General features: G+C 56.6%; 12 protein-coding genes. 7 read left to right on the forward strand and 5 right to left on the reverse strand.

What is annotated here, in order from left to right:
• Positions 1–85 precede the first annotated feature (85 nt).
• The 3 genes from dnaG to DC3_RS13575 all read right to left on the reverse strand — a co-directional run bounded on the left by dnaG (position 86) and on the right by DC3_RS13575 (position 3,751).
• Complete coding sequence (dnaG, locus tag DC3_RS13565; protein ID WP_146885141.1) at positions 86–1,864, reverse strand: DNA primase; 1,779 nt, start codon at positions 1,862–1,864, stop codon at positions 86–88.
• A 264-nt stretch (positions 1,865–2,128) separates the two neighbouring features.
• The gene (ruvB, locus tag DC3_RS13570) at positions 2,129–3,106 is read right to left on the reverse strand and encodes a Holliday junction branch migration DNA helicase RuvB (protein ID WP_146885142.1); all 978 of its coding nucleotides are present in this window, start codon (positions 3,104–3,106) and stop codon (positions 2,129–2,131) included.
• 243 nt (positions 3,107–3,349) lie between these two features.
• Positions 3,350–3,751 carry a rhodanese-like domain-containing protein gene (locus tag DC3_RS13575; RefSeq protein ID WP_146885144.1) on the reverse strand — a complete coding sequence of 134 codons (402 nt, stop codon included), beginning with the start codon at positions 3,749–3,751 and terminating at the stop codon, positions 3,350–3,352.
• Positions 3,752–3,808: 57 nt separating this feature from the next.
• On the opposite strand from DC3_RS13575, the gene DC3_RS13580 reads away from it, so the two are divergent.
• The 3 genes from DC3_RS13580 (at position 3,809) to DC3_RS13590 (ending at position 4,855) form a co-directional block, all read left to right on the forward strand.
• On the forward strand, positions 3,809–4,123 hold the full coding sequence (locus tag DC3_RS13580) for a rhodanese-like domain-containing protein (protein ID WP_246130660.1): 315 nt from the start codon (positions 3,809–3,811) through the stop codon (positions 4,121–4,123).
• A 1-nt stretch (position 4,124) separates the two neighbouring features.
• Positions 4,125–4,439, forward strand: a complete 315-nt coding sequence (locus tag DC3_RS13585; protein WP_146885148.1) for a metal-sulfur cluster assembly factor — start codon at positions 4,125–4,127, stop codon at positions 4,437–4,439.
• A 143-nt stretch (positions 4,440–4,582) separates the two neighbouring features.
• Positions 4,583–4,855, forward strand: a complete 273-nt coding sequence (locus DC3_RS13590; protein ID WP_146885150.1) for a hypothetical protein — start codon at positions 4,583–4,585, stop codon at positions 4,853–4,855.
• Between the two features lie 129 nt (positions 4,856–4,984).
• Here the strand turns inward: DC3_RS13590 and DC3_RS13595 are convergent, their stop codons facing one another.
• Complete coding sequence (locus DC3_RS13595; RefSeq protein WP_146885152.1) at positions 4,985–6,202, reverse strand: MFS transporter; 1,218 nt, start codon at positions 6,200–6,202, stop codon at positions 4,985–4,987.
• Between the two features lie 342 nt (positions 6,203–6,544).
• Here DC3_RS13595 and DC3_RS13600 point away from each other — a divergent pair, with 342 nt between their 5' ends.
• The 4 genes from DC3_RS13600 to DC3_RS13615 all read left to right on the forward strand — a co-directional run bounded on the left by DC3_RS13600 (position 6,545) and on the right by DC3_RS13615 (position 12,641).
• Positions 6,545–7,744 carry a sugar ABC transporter substrate-binding protein gene (locus DC3_RS13600; RefSeq protein WP_146885154.1) on the forward strand — a complete coding sequence of 400 codons (1,200 nt, stop codon included), beginning with the start codon at positions 6,545–6,547 and terminating at the stop codon, positions 7,742–7,744.
• Between the two features lie 63 nt (positions 7,745–7,807).
• Complete coding sequence (locus DC3_RS13605; protein ID WP_146885156.1) at positions 7,808–9,193, forward strand: ABC transporter permease subunit; 1,386 nt, start codon at positions 7,808–7,810, stop codon at positions 9,191–9,193.
• On the forward strand, positions 9,190–10,581 hold the full coding sequence (locus DC3_RS13610; RefSeq protein ID WP_146885157.1) for a sugar ABC transporter permease: 1,392 nt from the start codon (positions 9,190–9,192) through the stop codon (positions 10,579–10,581). Before DC3_RS13605 ends, DC3_RS13610 begins: the two co-directional genes overlap by 4 nt.
• A gap of 194 nt (positions 10,582–10,775) precedes the next feature.
• On the forward strand, positions 10,776–12,641 hold the full coding sequence (locus tag DC3_RS13615) for an alpha-amylase family glycosyl hydrolase (protein WP_146885159.1): 1,866 nt from the start codon (positions 10,776–10,778) through the stop codon (positions 12,639–12,641).
• Here DC3_RS13615 and DC3_RS13620 read toward each other — a convergent pair.
• The gene (locus DC3_RS13620; protein WP_146885161.1) at positions 12,610–13,332 is read right to left on the reverse strand and encodes an aminotransferase class IV; all 723 of its coding nucleotides are present in this window, start codon (positions 13,330–13,332) and stop codon (positions 12,610–12,612) included. The two genes, DC3_RS13615 and DC3_RS13620, sit on opposite strands and share 32 nt — an antisense overlap.
• Positions 13,333–13,547 lie beyond the last annotated feature (215 nt).

Consider the following 13,547-nt stretch of genomic DNA (forward strand, 5'->3'; position numbering starts at 1 on the left):
GCTCGCCTCTTCTTTCAACAGTTCCACTGATTTGCCTGTCATTGTTCTTTCTGCTGTCAACTGTTCACTGTGAACGGTCTGTTTCTCAGGCCTTGGGCCGCATCATGCGTCCACGTTTTTCGGCTTCAATGGCTTTTTGCAGGTCCCCAATTTGCCTTAGCAATTGAATCTGCTGGGTGGGATCTGCAGCCAGCAGCTGTTTTTTCAATCTGGCCACTTCTTCTTTCATCTGGGTTTCGGTGCGCAGGGATTCGGCCTCGACGATGCCGTTCTCCTGCATGTCCTTGAGGCGTTCCACCATGTCCTGATGTTGCGCCTGAATGTGGGCAGCAGGGTTCTCAAAGAGGAATTCCAGCAGGATTTTCTCTTCGGGGCGTCCTCTGAAGTGGTCCAGAATGGCCTCTCTTGAGGGTTTTTCGCGGGCCACCCGGATGATTTCCTCCACCAGTTTGTTTCTGAAAGGGCTGTTCCCATCCATTTTCTGCAGCAGGGTGGGGTCCAGCAGGATCTGCTGGGCCATGAACAGTTCCCGGCGGTCTTCTTGCGTGTGCTGGCTGACCATGCCCTGCACCTGCACGTCGGAAAGGGTTTTGCGTTTGGCGCGGGATTCCACCCACTCGGCCAGTTTGCGCTCGTCCATTTCCAGCGCTTCGGCAACACGGGCACGGATCTTGGCGGCCACCTCATCGATGAGGTCGTGGTTCTGCATTCTGGGGAGCAACATCTGCAGAAAGCCCCGTTTGCCCTCGGTGGTGCTCAGGTCAAACTGGCCCATGGCATGCTGGATGCGGAACTCCACCTCGGTCAGGCCTTTGAAAAGGGCCATCTTGATGCTGTCGGTGTCCCCGTGCTGCAGGGCGTCTGCAGGGTCCTTGCCACTCGGGACCTGGTGGGCGGAGATCAGGAATTTGCTGCCCAGCATCTGGTCCAGACCGGCCAGGGTGGCTTTCTGTCCAGCGCTGTCCTGGTCGAACATCAGTTTCACGGTGCGGATGCCCTGACGGGCGAGCAGTGCGCCGTGCTCTGCTGTCAGGGCGGTCCCGAGGGTGGCCACGGCCTGCTTGAAGCCCCACTGGTGCATGGCAATGACGTCCATGTAGCCTTCCACCACCACAATTTCGTGGGTGCTCTGGGCCAGGGAACGGGCCAGATTGAACCCGTAGAGCAGTTCGCTTTTCTTGAAGATGTCGGTTTCGGGGGTGTTGAGGTATTTGGGTTTGCTGTCGTCCAGCACCCGTCCACCAAAGCCCACCAGTCTCCCGAGGTAATCCCGAATCGGGAACATCACCCGGTTGCGGAAGCGGTCATAGACGCGCCCGGTGTCTGGGGCTTCAGAAAGCAGGCCTGCCTGCAGCAGTTGCGCCTCGTGTACACCCTGCAACTTGCAGAATTTGATCAGGCCATCCCACCCACCAGGGGCGTACCCTAGTTCAAACTGGGTGATGCTCTCCTCGGTGAGGCCACGGGCGTACAGGTAGCCCAGAGCATCATGGCCTTCGGGCTTGTGGAGGCTTTGCCTGAAGTAGGTGAGGGCCATCTCGTTGATCTCAAACAGGTCCCGTTGTTTTTTCTCGGTGGTGCTGAAATCCAGCTTGACCCCGGTGCGGTCTGCCAGTTTCTGCAGGGCGTCACTGAAAGGGAGGTTTTCCACCTGCATCAGGAATTTGAAGGCGTCTCCACCAGCCTTGCACCCGAAGCAGTAGTAGTAACCCTGGTTGATGTCAACATTAAATGAAGGAGATTTCTCCTTGTGGAACGGACACAGGCCCTTGAACCTGCCGTTTCCGGCAGGGGTCAGGCGAACGTACTCCCCGATCAGGTCGGCGAGGTTCAGCCTGGCTTTGATTTCTTCTTTGGTCCCCATGCCTGTCTTTCTTCAAGGTGCAGCCCAACCAGAGGTCGGCCCGAGTGGTCGTTTTGTTCACACGCAAACATGCCCCGTCTTGTTCGGGGTTGTCATTCTATCTTAAAGCATCCCCCCTTTGTAAATAGAGAGGGGGAAGCTTGACTTTATGTGCAAAAAATGCGCACTTCGCTCAGAGGGGAAGTGCGCATTTTTATTGTGTCAGACAACACTTAATTGTGGGCTGTGCAGGACGTGAGCGTGCAGAACTTCAGGGCAGAACCCTCAGAATTCCTCTTCCTCGTAGTGCAGCACAGGCAGGCCCAGATGCTCATAGGCCCGCACGGTGGCCACACGCCCTCTGGGGGTGCGTTTCACGAAGCCAAGCTGGATCAGGTAAGGCTCGTACACGTCTTCCAGGGTGTTGGCGTCTTCGCTCATGGCAATCGCGAGGGTGTCCAGACCGACAGGTCCACCGTTGAAACGGTGAATCAGGATGTCCAGCAGTTTCACGTCGCGCTCGTCAAGGCCTGCGGAGTCGAGACCGAGCAGGTCGAGGGCTTTCTCTGCACGTTCACGGGAGATGTCCACTTCGCCCGCAACCACCGCGTAATCCCGCACCCGGCGCAGGTAACGCTTGGCAATGCGCATGGTGCCACGGGAACGGGCACCAATTTCCAGAGCGGCCTCCTCAGACAGGATGTACCCGTTGAGGGTGGCTTCACGGGTGAGGCCCCAGGCGAGTTCTTGCGGGGTGTAATACTCCAGGTGCTCAATGATCCCGAAGCGAGAACGCATGGGCGCTGTGATCAGGCCTGGACGGGTGGTGGCTCCCACCAGCGTAAATCTGGGCAGGGGCAACTCGATGGTGCGGGCCGCAGGTCCCTGACCCAGCACGATGTCCAGCTTGAAGTCTTCCATCGCGGGGTACAGGTGCTCTTCTGCAACGCGCCCAAGACGGTGAATCTCATCGATGAAAAGCACATCCCCTTCTTCGATGCTGTTGGTGAGGATTGCTGCAAGGTCTCCAGGCTTTTCGATGGCAGGCCCGGAGGTCACTTTGATGTTGACACCCATTTCATGGGCGATGATGTGGGCCAGGGTGGTTTTCCCCAGTCCGGGAGGTCCGAAGATCAGCGTGTGGTCCAGCGCCTCCCCCCGGGTTTTGGCGGCTTGCAGGTAGACTGCAAGTTTTTCTTTGACTTTTTCCTGCCCGACATAGTCCGCAAGGGACCTGGGGCGTAAAGTGAGGTCGGCTTCCATTCCCTCTATTTTACGCTATAAACAGATTGATGTGGAGGGGGAAGTGCACAAATGAGGCAGGAATAAACATTCCTGCACCTCTGCAGGCCACAAAAGATGGGGTTGTGGAGCACAACTGCAGCAGAAAGATCTGCCAGAATCCTCCCCTACACTTCTCAAGGGATGTTTTTTGTCCCAGATCCAGAAACTTCAAGGGCATACCCATTTCAAGGTGTTTTGTTTAAAACAGAATGGTGGGGTGGATCACGCCAGAGATGCAAGCTCTTCAGCTGAAATTCTTCCCCGAAACACCAGAGCATCCCCACTTCTGGAAACAAACCGCACCCCCGGATGTTCCAGCAACTGTCTGAACCGTTCATCTGAATAGGGGAGGGTGAATTCCTGTTCCACCATTTTGCGCAACCCCAGAATTCCTCCTTCTAGATGATCTGCGCCAATGCCATCAGACTGCAGGTACATCACGGCCAGTTTGCTCTTCTGGCCCACTTCACAGACCACCAGATACTGGAGGGTTCTGTCCAGTTCGTACTGACCCGCCTCAATGTCTGACAGTTCAAGGGCAAGGGATCTGAAATCCTCAAAATACAGGGAGAGGGGTTCTGCCTCCCGATCCAGTTCATCACGGAGATCCAGCAGGTGCTTCACACAGGCAGTGTAACCCACGGACTGTTTGCTGCCCAGGTCTTTGTTATGCTGAAAGCCATGATTGAAGACGTGAGTCCACAGGAAGGATTGGCCCGTGTTCAGGCAGGTGCCCTGCTGATCGACGTGCGTGAAACGGGAGAGTACAGCGAGGTGCACGCTGAAGGTGCAGAGCTCATCCCCCTCTCTGAATTTCAGCAGCGTTACACCGAGATCCCAAAAGACCGGGAACTGGTGATGATCTGCCGCAGCGGTGCCCGCAGTGCAAGGGCAGGCAGTTTCCTCAAAGAGCAGGGCTATGAAAATGTGGTCAACCTCGCCGGAGGCACCATGGCCTGGGTGAATGAGGGATTGCCCCACGTGAGAGGAGAATGAAATGACAACGGTCGAACAGGTGCTTGAAGCGCTGAAGGTGGTCAAGGACCCCGAAATTCCGGTGAATGTGGTGGATCTGGGTCTGGTCTACGACGTGCAGATTTCCGAAGATGGTGTGGTGGACATCGAAATGACCCTCACCAGCGTCGGCTGCCCGGTGCAGGACATGATCCGTGCAGATGCTGAACTTGCAGTGATGCGTCTGGAGGAGGTCACCAGGGTCAACGTGGATTTCGTGTGGACTCCACCATGGACCACTGAAAAAATGTCTGACGATGGCAAGCGCCAGATGCGCATGTTTGGATTCAACGTCTGAGACGACAGATTAAAGCAAAATCGGGCTCCTCAGGGGGCCCGATTTCTGTTTTGCTGGACCCGGTGCAGCAGAGCAGAAATTCAGCCGAAACCCTGAAGATTTTGCAGGGCATATATAAGGTATAAAGCACGGAATTTTTCTTGATGGACAGATCTGTTGCAGAGGCGGCGCAAAAGAAACAGATTCGAGAAGAAACAGCACGATCATTGACAAAAAATCAGATTGCGAATGATTGTTTCCATTCAGAAGACAAACCTTTGATGAGAAGAACTCAAAGTTCCCACCTGATGTGGTTTTTTGAAAAGCAAATTCAACGGACACACCGACAAAAAAAGCACCAGATTTCTGCTCTAGCATTCAATGCAACTGAGAAACCGCAGGTTGTGACACAGAAGCACAAGCCTGAAGATCCGTGAGATGACAGTGAAGAATTGTGGCAGGCTGTGGAAGACCCACCCGATTGCCTGACAGGCTAGCACAACTGGGTCATGAAAAAAAGTCAGGGTGGACACGTACCCCTGACTTTTCCTGGATCAAAACTCAAATCAATGCGCTGTGACAGCAGGCTTTTGAGTTTTGAGGCTTCCCAGTGAGACCACCAGGAGCACCATCAACACAATTCCAGAGAACAGGTAAGGGCTGCCAGGAGAAACATACTGGTACAGATAACCGGCAATGATGGGTCCTGTCATGCGTCCCAGAGCAGTGGCAGAACTGTTGACTCCAGCGATGCTTCCTTGCTGGTTGGCTGCCACCTGCAGGGAAAGTGCGGCAGAGATGCTGGGTCCGATGAAGGCGCTGCCAAAGCCAATCATACAGAGCGCAAAAGTGATGCTCCAGAAGGTGTGCATGTAAGGCATCAACAGCATTCCGGCCCCCATCACGGCAAGCCCAATCCAGATCAGGGTGGACTGGGGCATCTTTTTGGCCAGCACCCGGATCAGGCCTCCCTGCACAGCCACTGCAACCATCCCAAAAATGAAAAGAGCAATGGAGATGGTTTTCACGGCCTCTGGACCAGAGATCTTCAGGTTGTCCTGGATGTAGAAGGAGATGGTCTGCTCCATGCCCACACTTGCCAGGGTGGTCAGCATGGACACCACCAGCAGAACCGGAATTTCGCCCCTCAGGAAGCTGACTTTCGCTTTGTTGTCCTGGGTTTTGGGGCGCAGGTGAATGCTCTCAGGGAGGATGGCCAGAGCCGTCAGGGCAGTGATGAGGGCAAGTCCTGAGGAGAAAAAGATGGGGATCAGGAGGTTTCCTCCCTGGGAGAGGATGCCCCCGATGGCAGGACCAAAAATGATCCCCAGACCGAAAGCTGCGCCGATGAGCCCCATGGCTCCAGCACGTTTCTCAGGTGGAGTGATGTCTGCAATGTAGGCCTGGGCGGTGGGCAAGGTTGCACTGGAAAGCAGACCTCCGGCCACGCGGGCAGCAAGGAGGGCCACCAGGAGAGGGGTTCCCGTCAGAACGCCTTCCATGCCCAGGTGGGCCATGTAACCGAAAAGTCCAAATGAGATGGCAAATCCGATCAGGCCCAGAATCAGGATGGGGCGACGCCCACGGGTTTCCGACAGGTGACCCCACCAGGGTGCACTCAGAAACTGTGCGAGGCTGTACACCGTGGAAAGCCAGGTGGTCTGGGCGGTGGTGATGCCCAGTTCTTTGGACAGCGGAGCGAGCACCGGGAAGAGCACGCTGAGCCCCAGCATGGCGATGAAAATGGTCAGAAACAAAAGCCCTAGCGGCCGTGAGCCTTTCATAAGGCAATGTTACCATCTGGTCACTTTTGTCGGTCTGGCAACAGCTTACAATTTTTGGATGAAAAGAACATGGATTTCAGCTGGGGTTAAGCTCCGGTGAGCAGCAGATTTGTAGCATAAAAAGACATTAAAGTCCGTCGTACCTTGCTTTTTGCACAGGGTTCAACTATCATTTTGTCTAGGTCACCATACCCACAGAAGACTCCACCCGACGATTGACCTTGAGACCAACCTGAGTTACATTGGGTGACAGGTATCAACTGATTCAACTAGGGTGAAACGCTTCCAAATTAGGTGGAAGCGTTACCAAAAGGGTCAGTCGACCAGTAAAGGAGAAGTGCAATGAAAAAAGCAACCCTTGCAATGGCTGTGCTCAGCCTGGCTCTCGGAAGTGCGCAGGCCGCCAAGATCACCGTCTGGACCCACTATGGAACTGCAGAACTCAAGTGGCTGAACGATGCGGCCAAAGCCTACGCAGCCAAGAGCGGCAACACCGTGGACGTGGTCGCTGTTCCTTTCGGCGACATCAGGACCAAAATGATCAACGGTGCTTCCAAAGGCGAAGGCCCTGACCTGGTTGTTTCTGTGCCTAACGACTGGCTCGGCGAAATGGCCGCTGCTGGTGTGCTGGAGCCCATGGACAAGTACATCACCGGCTCTGCCAAGTCCGACATCGAAAAAGTCGGCCTGAACGCCTTCACCTACAAAGGCAAACTGTTCGGTGTTCCCCTCTTCGCAGAAGCTGTGGGCGTTGTGTACAACAAGAAACTGGTCCCCAAAGCCCCCACCACCTGGGCTGCTTTCCTGAAAACCGCCCAGACCCTGACCGATCCTGCCAAGGGCACCTACGGCTTCATGGCTGACCTCACCAACAGCTACATGAACTACGGTGTGATCAGCGCCTACGGCGGATACATCTTCAAGAACAACGGCGGAACCCTCGACACCAAAGACCTCGGTGTGGGCAACGCTGGTGCAGAAAAAGCCATGGCGTTCCTGAACGACCTGCGCTACAAGTACAAACTGATCCCTGAAGGTGTGGACGGCCAGCTCGCCAAGTCCGCTTTCGTGGACGGCCAGCTCGGCATGTTCCTCACCGGACCCTGGGACATGGGCGACATCAAGAAAGCCAAGATCGACTACGGCATCATGCCCTTCCCCACCCCTCCCGGAGCCGCTGGCAAGTGGAGCCCCTTCGTCGGCGTGCAGGGCCTGATCATGAACAGCTACAGCAAGTCCAAGACCGAAGCTGCTGCTTTCGCCAAGTTCCTGGTCGATTCCAACAACGTGGCCGAGTTCAACAAAGCCGGTGGACGCATCCCCCTCAGCAAGAAGGCCAAGAAGGCCCTCGCCTCTGACCCCGTGGTGGCCGGCTTCGGCAAGACCATCGCCATGGGCACCCCCATGCCCAACGTTCCCGAAATGGGCAGCGTGTGGGGACCCTGGGGCAACGCCGTCAACCTCAGCACCTCCAAGCCCAGCCCTGACTACGGCAAGATCCTGGATGCCGCCGTCAAGGAAATCAAGTCCAACATCAAGTAAGCCTGACAACCCGGAGGCTGGGGGGGGAAACCTCCCAGCCTCTCTTGCCCAGGGAGACCACCCATGACCATTCGAACTGAAGTTCCCCCCCAAGGTACGCGAGGACTGCTGCAGGCACTGGGCATCCTCGCGGTCCTGCTGCTTGCCAGCCTGGGCATCGCCTGGCTGATCGGCAACATCACGGCGAGTTCCTTCCCACAGGCACCGTCTTACATGCTGCTGGTTTACTGGGCCATCATTCTGGTGCCTCTGGCTGTTGTGATTCTGCGGGCGTTCCCCTGGATGATCAACTGGTATTACCTGCTTCCGGCGATCATCTTTGTGCTGACTTTTACAGCCTTCCCCCTGGCCCTCACCGTGGGTCTGGCCTTCACCAATTACAGCGGCCAGAACGGCGGAACCCCGGATTCCGGCGTGATGATGGAGATTGCTTCCATCAGCCCGGACCGCAAGAGCATCACCGTCACCGAGCCTGGTGAAGACACCCTGCAGGCCACATTCCGTTGTGAAACGGCGGACTGCAAAGGGGCCAAAGCTGCTGTCTTCATCAAGGACATCACCAAGCCTGTTCTTTTAGGTGTGGAGTCGCTGAACGACAAAACCATCACGCTGACTGCACCCCTCCCAGAAAACCAGAATTTTGTTCAGATCACCCGCGTGAACCAGATCAAGTACGTTGGCATCAAGAACTTCATCGGAATTTTCCGGGATGCCAGCATTCAACTGATCCCCACCTTCATCTGGACGGTGGTCTTCGCGCTCTCCACCATTTTGATCAACACCGCTGCGGGTCTCACCCTGGGCATCTTGCTGGCCAACAAACGCCTGAAGTTCCGCAATTTTTACCGCTCCCTGCTGTTCCTGCCCTGGGCCATTCCTGTGGTGATCAGTGTGCAGATGTGGGTGGCCCTGCTCAACCCCAACTTCGGGGTGATCAACCGGATGCTTGGCCTGCTGGGCATGTACCCCATCGGCTGGCTGATTGATCCCCTGTGGGCGAAAATCAGCATTCTTTTTGTGAACCTGTGGCTCGGCTTCCCCTTCATGATGACCGCCACCATTTCCGCCCTGGCCAGCATTCCAGAAGACCTTTACGAAGCGGCCTCCATTGACGGTGCCAACCGCTGGCAGCAGGTCAAGGCCATCACCCTCCCCATGCTGCGCAGTGCCTTCACCCCACTGTTGCTGTCCGGCTTTGCCTTCAACTTCAACAACTTCGGTCTGATTTACCTGCTCACCGCAGGGGGACCCCCACAGGAAGGCCGCACCTCCACCGCCCAGAGCACCGACATTCTGCTGTCCTGGGGATACAACGTGGCCTTCACCAACCAGGGGGGCAACGACTACGCGCTCGCCAGTGCGATTGCCATCATCATCGGCATCCTGACCCTGGCCGTGAGCATCGTGAACTTCCGGTTCGCAGGTGTCTTTAAGGAGGCCAGGAAATGAGCGGGAGTGTACAGAAGAACAAGTCACAGGACACCCAGTTCAAACCCTACGTTGTCAGAGAACCCAGCATTTTCGAAAAAGCGCTGCCCTGGATCATTGGCATCGGGGTTCTGGGCTTCCTGATCTACCTGGGCATGCAGCTCTTCAGCCCTGAGCACTACAAACCCCCCATTTTCCCGACCATTGTGCGTGTGGAAAATGGCTGGGTGACAGCCCTGACCTGGCTGCTGGGTGCAGTGGTCCTGATTGGTCTGATCGCTTTCCTGACCACCACCTTCCTGCGCAATGTGCGGGGCCGCAAGAACATCAGCTTCTGGGCTGTGCTGGGCGACCAGGTGACCCACCTGGCCATCTGGATCGTGATCTTCTCGACCATCTACCCCCTGTTCTACGTGATTGCTGCGAGCTTTGACCCCCGCAACAGCCTGTACAACACCCGCCCCATCGAGAGTGCCTCGGTGTTCATCCGATCCAAGGTGCTGCCTGATTTCAGTCAGACCAGCTGGGAGAACTACGAGAAGCTGTTCTACGGCATCCAGCTTGCCCCCTGGCACTGGGGATTCCTGATCCTGGCCGCTGTGTCTCTGATTGCTGTGCTGGTCATCAACCTGTACTCCAGAATCACCAGCGATACCCGCTCCCTCAAAGTGCCCCATGCGGTGATCACCCGGATTCTGCTGGGCTCCCTGGCCCTCTTGATCCTCACCCTGACCCCTGCCCAGTTCACCGGTCCCGACAACGAGAACAAGTTCCTGCTGCACATCCGCAACACCTTGCTGGTGTCCGGGATCACGGGGGTGATGACGGTGTTGCTCGCGACCACGGGTGGTTATGCTGTGGCCCGCTTCAGTTTCCCCGGGCGTTACCAGACCCTTTTGACCTTCGTGTTCCTGCAGATGATCCCCACCGTGATCGGTCTGGTGGCCGTGTACTTCCTGCTCTCCTACTTTGACCTTTCCAACACCTTCACCGGCCTGATTCTGGCCTACTCGGGTGGGGCAATTGCCTTCAACATCTGGATCTTCAAAGGGTACGTGGAGGGTCTCCCCATCAGCCTTGAAGAGGCCGCACTGGTGGACGGTGCTTCCAGATGGCAGGTTTTCAGCCAGATCATCCTGCCGCTCTCTGGACCCATGCTGGTCTTCATCTTCCTGAACCAGTTCATCGGGACCTACGCCGAGTTCATTCTGGCCAGTGTGGTGCTGACCGGGGTGGAAAACTGGACGGTGGGTGTGAGCCTGCGTTCCTTCACCAGCGGTCAGTTCTCCACCAAGTGGGGCATCTTCGCAGCGGCCTCTGTGGTCGGTGCCCTGCCCATCGTGGCCCTGTTCTACACCTTCCAGCAGTACTTCGTGGGTGGGCAGGTCGCCGGTGGTGTGAAGGAATAACGCGCTTTTTCAGGCAAATGTTGCAACAGAGGACAGCTGTCCTTGACCTGATTCGCAACTAAGCCATTTCAATCACTTGAAGCGTTTCCAGATTTGGCTAGAATAAAGGGAAACCAGAAGGCAACGCTTGTCCAGAAAGGGCACGACCTCTCCAGAAAGAGGCCGTGCCCTTTCTGTCGAACAAGGAGGAAGACATGATCCAAAATTACAGCGTCTGGCACGATCATACACCTGCATACACCGAAGTTCTGGGAGGACGACTCGGAACCACCGTGAAGGTGCGCCTCAAGACCCTCAGCAAACCCGAGACGGTGCAACTTCTGCTGCCCATCAGTGGTGAGATCAACGAACTGAAAGCCCGTGCCATTCCTGCTGTGGATGGTGAAGGCCACTGGTTTGAGGCCGACTTGCCCCTCCACCAGTACCGCACCCCTTACGGATGGCACCTGGCTTTCCACAACGATTCCTACTACTTCACCCAGGCAGGAATCACCCGTGTGAGACGCGGTTACCGGGACTTCTTCCAGTATCTGGCAGAGCACACCGTTCCCGAGTGGGTCTTCAAAAGCTGCTTCTATCAGATCTTCGTGGACCGCTTCAGAAACGGCAACACCGAAGCAGATGTGAGGGACAACGAGTACCTGTATCCTGCTCCTGAAACCGTGGAAGTGCACAACCGGGTGGACCCTGAACGGGCAAAACGCTTTGTTCCCAAGCCTGTGATGAAAGCCGAATGGGGGACCCCACCTGACCGCAAGGGGGATGTGCATGCCCATTACGGTGGCGACCTGGAAGGGATTACGGAAGCGATTCCATACCTGAACGATCTGGGCGTCAATGCCCTGTGGCTCACCCCCATCTTCGAAAGTCCCAGCAACCACAAATACGACACCAAAGACTACCGCGCCGTGGACCCCCACTTCGGCGGCAGACGGGCCTTCGATGAGATGCTGGCAAAAGCCCACATGTCCGGCATCAAAATCATTCTGGACGGGGTGTTCAACCACACCGGCGATCTGCACGAGATGTTTCAGAAGGCGCTCTACAACCCCACCATCCCCGAGCGCACCCTGTTCACCTGGCACGGCAGTGACACCCCCACCTACGAGGCTTTCTTCGGTGTGCCCACCCTCCCCAAAGTGGACTACTCCAGCGAACTGGCCTTCCAGGAATTCATTGACGGACCCAACTCCGTGGTGCGCTACTGGCTCAGGGCTGGAATTGACGGCTGGCGTCTGGATGTCGCCCAGATGATTGGCCGCAAAGGCACCGACGAGGGCAACCTTGAAGTGCACCGCCGCCTCAAGAAAGCCGCCAGAGAAGAAAACCCCCAGGCCTTCATCTTTGGAGAGCGCTTCTTCGATGCCGAGCATGCCCTCGATGGACGCGGAGAAGACGCCGTGATGAACTACCACGGCTTCGGACTGCCCATCATGGAATGGCTTGCCCAGGCCAATGGACGCTTTGAGCCTGTGCAGGCCCGTGCTGAAGAAGTCGTGGACCTGATGTGGGACGCCTACCAGGCCCTCCCTCCCCAGGTGGCCCTCAGTCAGGTGAACCTGATCGACTCCCACGATGTGGCCCGTTCCCTGTACCGCCTCGGCAACGACAAGAACAAACTGCGGGTCGCCCTGTCCCTGCTTTACACCTACGTCGGCGTTCCCTGCATGTTCTACGGCACCGAAATCGGCCTGACCCAGTTCGAGGAAGGCACCATGCCCTTCTGCCGCGTCACCATGCCCTGGGATGAAAAAGAGTGGGACCTCGACCTGCTGGCCTTCACCAGAAAGCTGATCGAACTGCGCAAAAGCCACATCGCCCTGCAACAGGGTAGCCTGCGTTTCCTGCTGGGCAGCAACGACACCATCGCCTACGAGCGCTCCTACACCCACGCCAGTGGCAAGGTGGACCGCGTGGTGGTCGCTGCCAGCAACCAGCTCACCCCCAGAATCATCTCACTGGACCTGCCTTCTGGAACCTACCGCAACGCCATCACCGGAGAAGAGGTGAACCCCGAGCGCGTGCAGCTCAGCGGTTCACTGGTGCTCGTGGCGGAATAAGCCCCACAGACCGAACCGGAAGGGGAGAGGACGTGAAATTACGCTCCTCTCCCTGATCTTTGAGGGTGTCCACAGGCAAAATCCCCATCCCCGAGCCACACAACCACAGCCGATCTGCAGAAAAAAGATCCTCTCGGGTGACCCAGACGTGCTCTGCCTGGATGCCCATTTCCCGCAAAGCCGCATCGCGGGTCACACTGGGGAGGCCTCCCAGCGGTTGAAAGAACAACCCATTCTTTTGCAGCAGGAATCCAGCACGGGTCCCATCCACCACAAACTGTTCCGAGGCGTCCCACATCAGGCCCTCAAATGCACCACTTTGCTGCACCTCTTTTGCAGCCAGGGCGTAAGGCAGATGGTTCCCGGTCTTGTGCAACCCAAGCACAGGATGCACCACCTGATCTGTCAGCATCACGGTGATCTTTTCGGGAATCGGTTTGAACCCCCGAAAGGACACCATCACCTCCGTCTCAGTCACGGTGATGCGGCACAACCCCTGCTCGAGCGTCTGAGCCTCGATCCAGGATTTCAGCTCTGGATGGATCTCAGGCTGCATGCCAAAAAAGTCCATCGAAGATTTGAGCCGCTCCATGTGCCCGTCCCAGTACAGCAACTGGTGGGCATGAATACGCAGGGTGGTGTACACACAGTGGCCGAGGGCCTGCACCTGCTCGCTGGGGACGATCCGCATGGACCTATTTTACGCCGAGGGCCGAGGGCTGAAAATACAGACATCAGCATCTGCTTTGAGAGCACGGTGCTGATGTGTGCCCCTGCATCATGGTGAAGAGTGCTGCCCCATCATGTTCTGCCTGAACACAAAAGATTTTGAGCTTACATGTCTTTTAGGGTTCATTGACACACTGATTTCCAGAATTTACTGTGCTCTCGGCTCTCGGCTCTCGG

The organism is Deinococcus cellulosilyticus NBRC 106333 = KACC 11606 (assembly GCF_007990775.1).
Classification (GTDB): domain Bacteria; phylum Deinococcota; class Deinococci; order Deinococcales; family Deinococcaceae; genus Deinococcus_C; species Deinococcus_C cellulosilyticus.

Coding starts and splice junctions, on each gene's coding strand:
- dnaG (WP_146885141.1), bottom strand. CDS start 1,864: ATGGGGACCAAAGAAGAAATCAAAGCCAGGCTGAACCTCGCCGACCTG.
- ruvB (WP_146885142.1), bottom strand. CDS start 3,106: ATGGAAGCCGACCTCACTTTACGCCCCAGGTCCCTTGCGGACTATGTC.
- DC3_RS13580 (WP_246130660.1), top strand. CDS start 3,809: ATGATTGAAGACGTGAGTCCACAGGAAGGATTGGCCCGTGTTCAGGCA.
- DC3_RS13585 (WP_146885148.1), top strand. CDS start 4,125: ATGACAACGGTCGAACAGGTGCTTGAAGCGCTGAAGGTGGTCAAGGAC.
- DC3_RS13590 (WP_146885150.1), top strand. CDS start 4,583: ATGGACAGATCTGTTGCAGAGGCGGCGCAAAAGAAACAGATTCGAGAA.
- DC3_RS13595 (WP_146885152.1), bottom strand. CDS start 6,202: ATGAAAGGCTCACGGCCGCTAGGGCTTTTGTTTCTGACCATTTTCATC.
- DC3_RS13600 (WP_146885154.1), top strand. CDS start 6,545: ATGAAAAAAGCAACCCTTGCAATGGCTGTGCTCAGCCTGGCTCTCGGA.
- DC3_RS13605 (WP_146885156.1), top strand. CDS start 7,808: ATGACCATTCGAACTGAAGTTCCCCCCCAAGGTACGCGAGGACTGCTG.
- DC3_RS13610 (WP_146885157.1), top strand. CDS start 9,190: ATGAGCGGGAGTGTACAGAAGAACAAGTCACAGGACACCCAGTTCAAA.
- DC3_RS13615 (WP_146885159.1), top strand. CDS start 10,776: ATGATCCAAAATTACAGCGTCTGGCACGATCATACACCTGCATACACC.
- DC3_RS13620 (WP_146885161.1), bottom strand. CDS start 13,332: ATGCGGATCGTCCCCAGCGAGCAGGTGCAGGCCCTCGGCCACTGTGTG.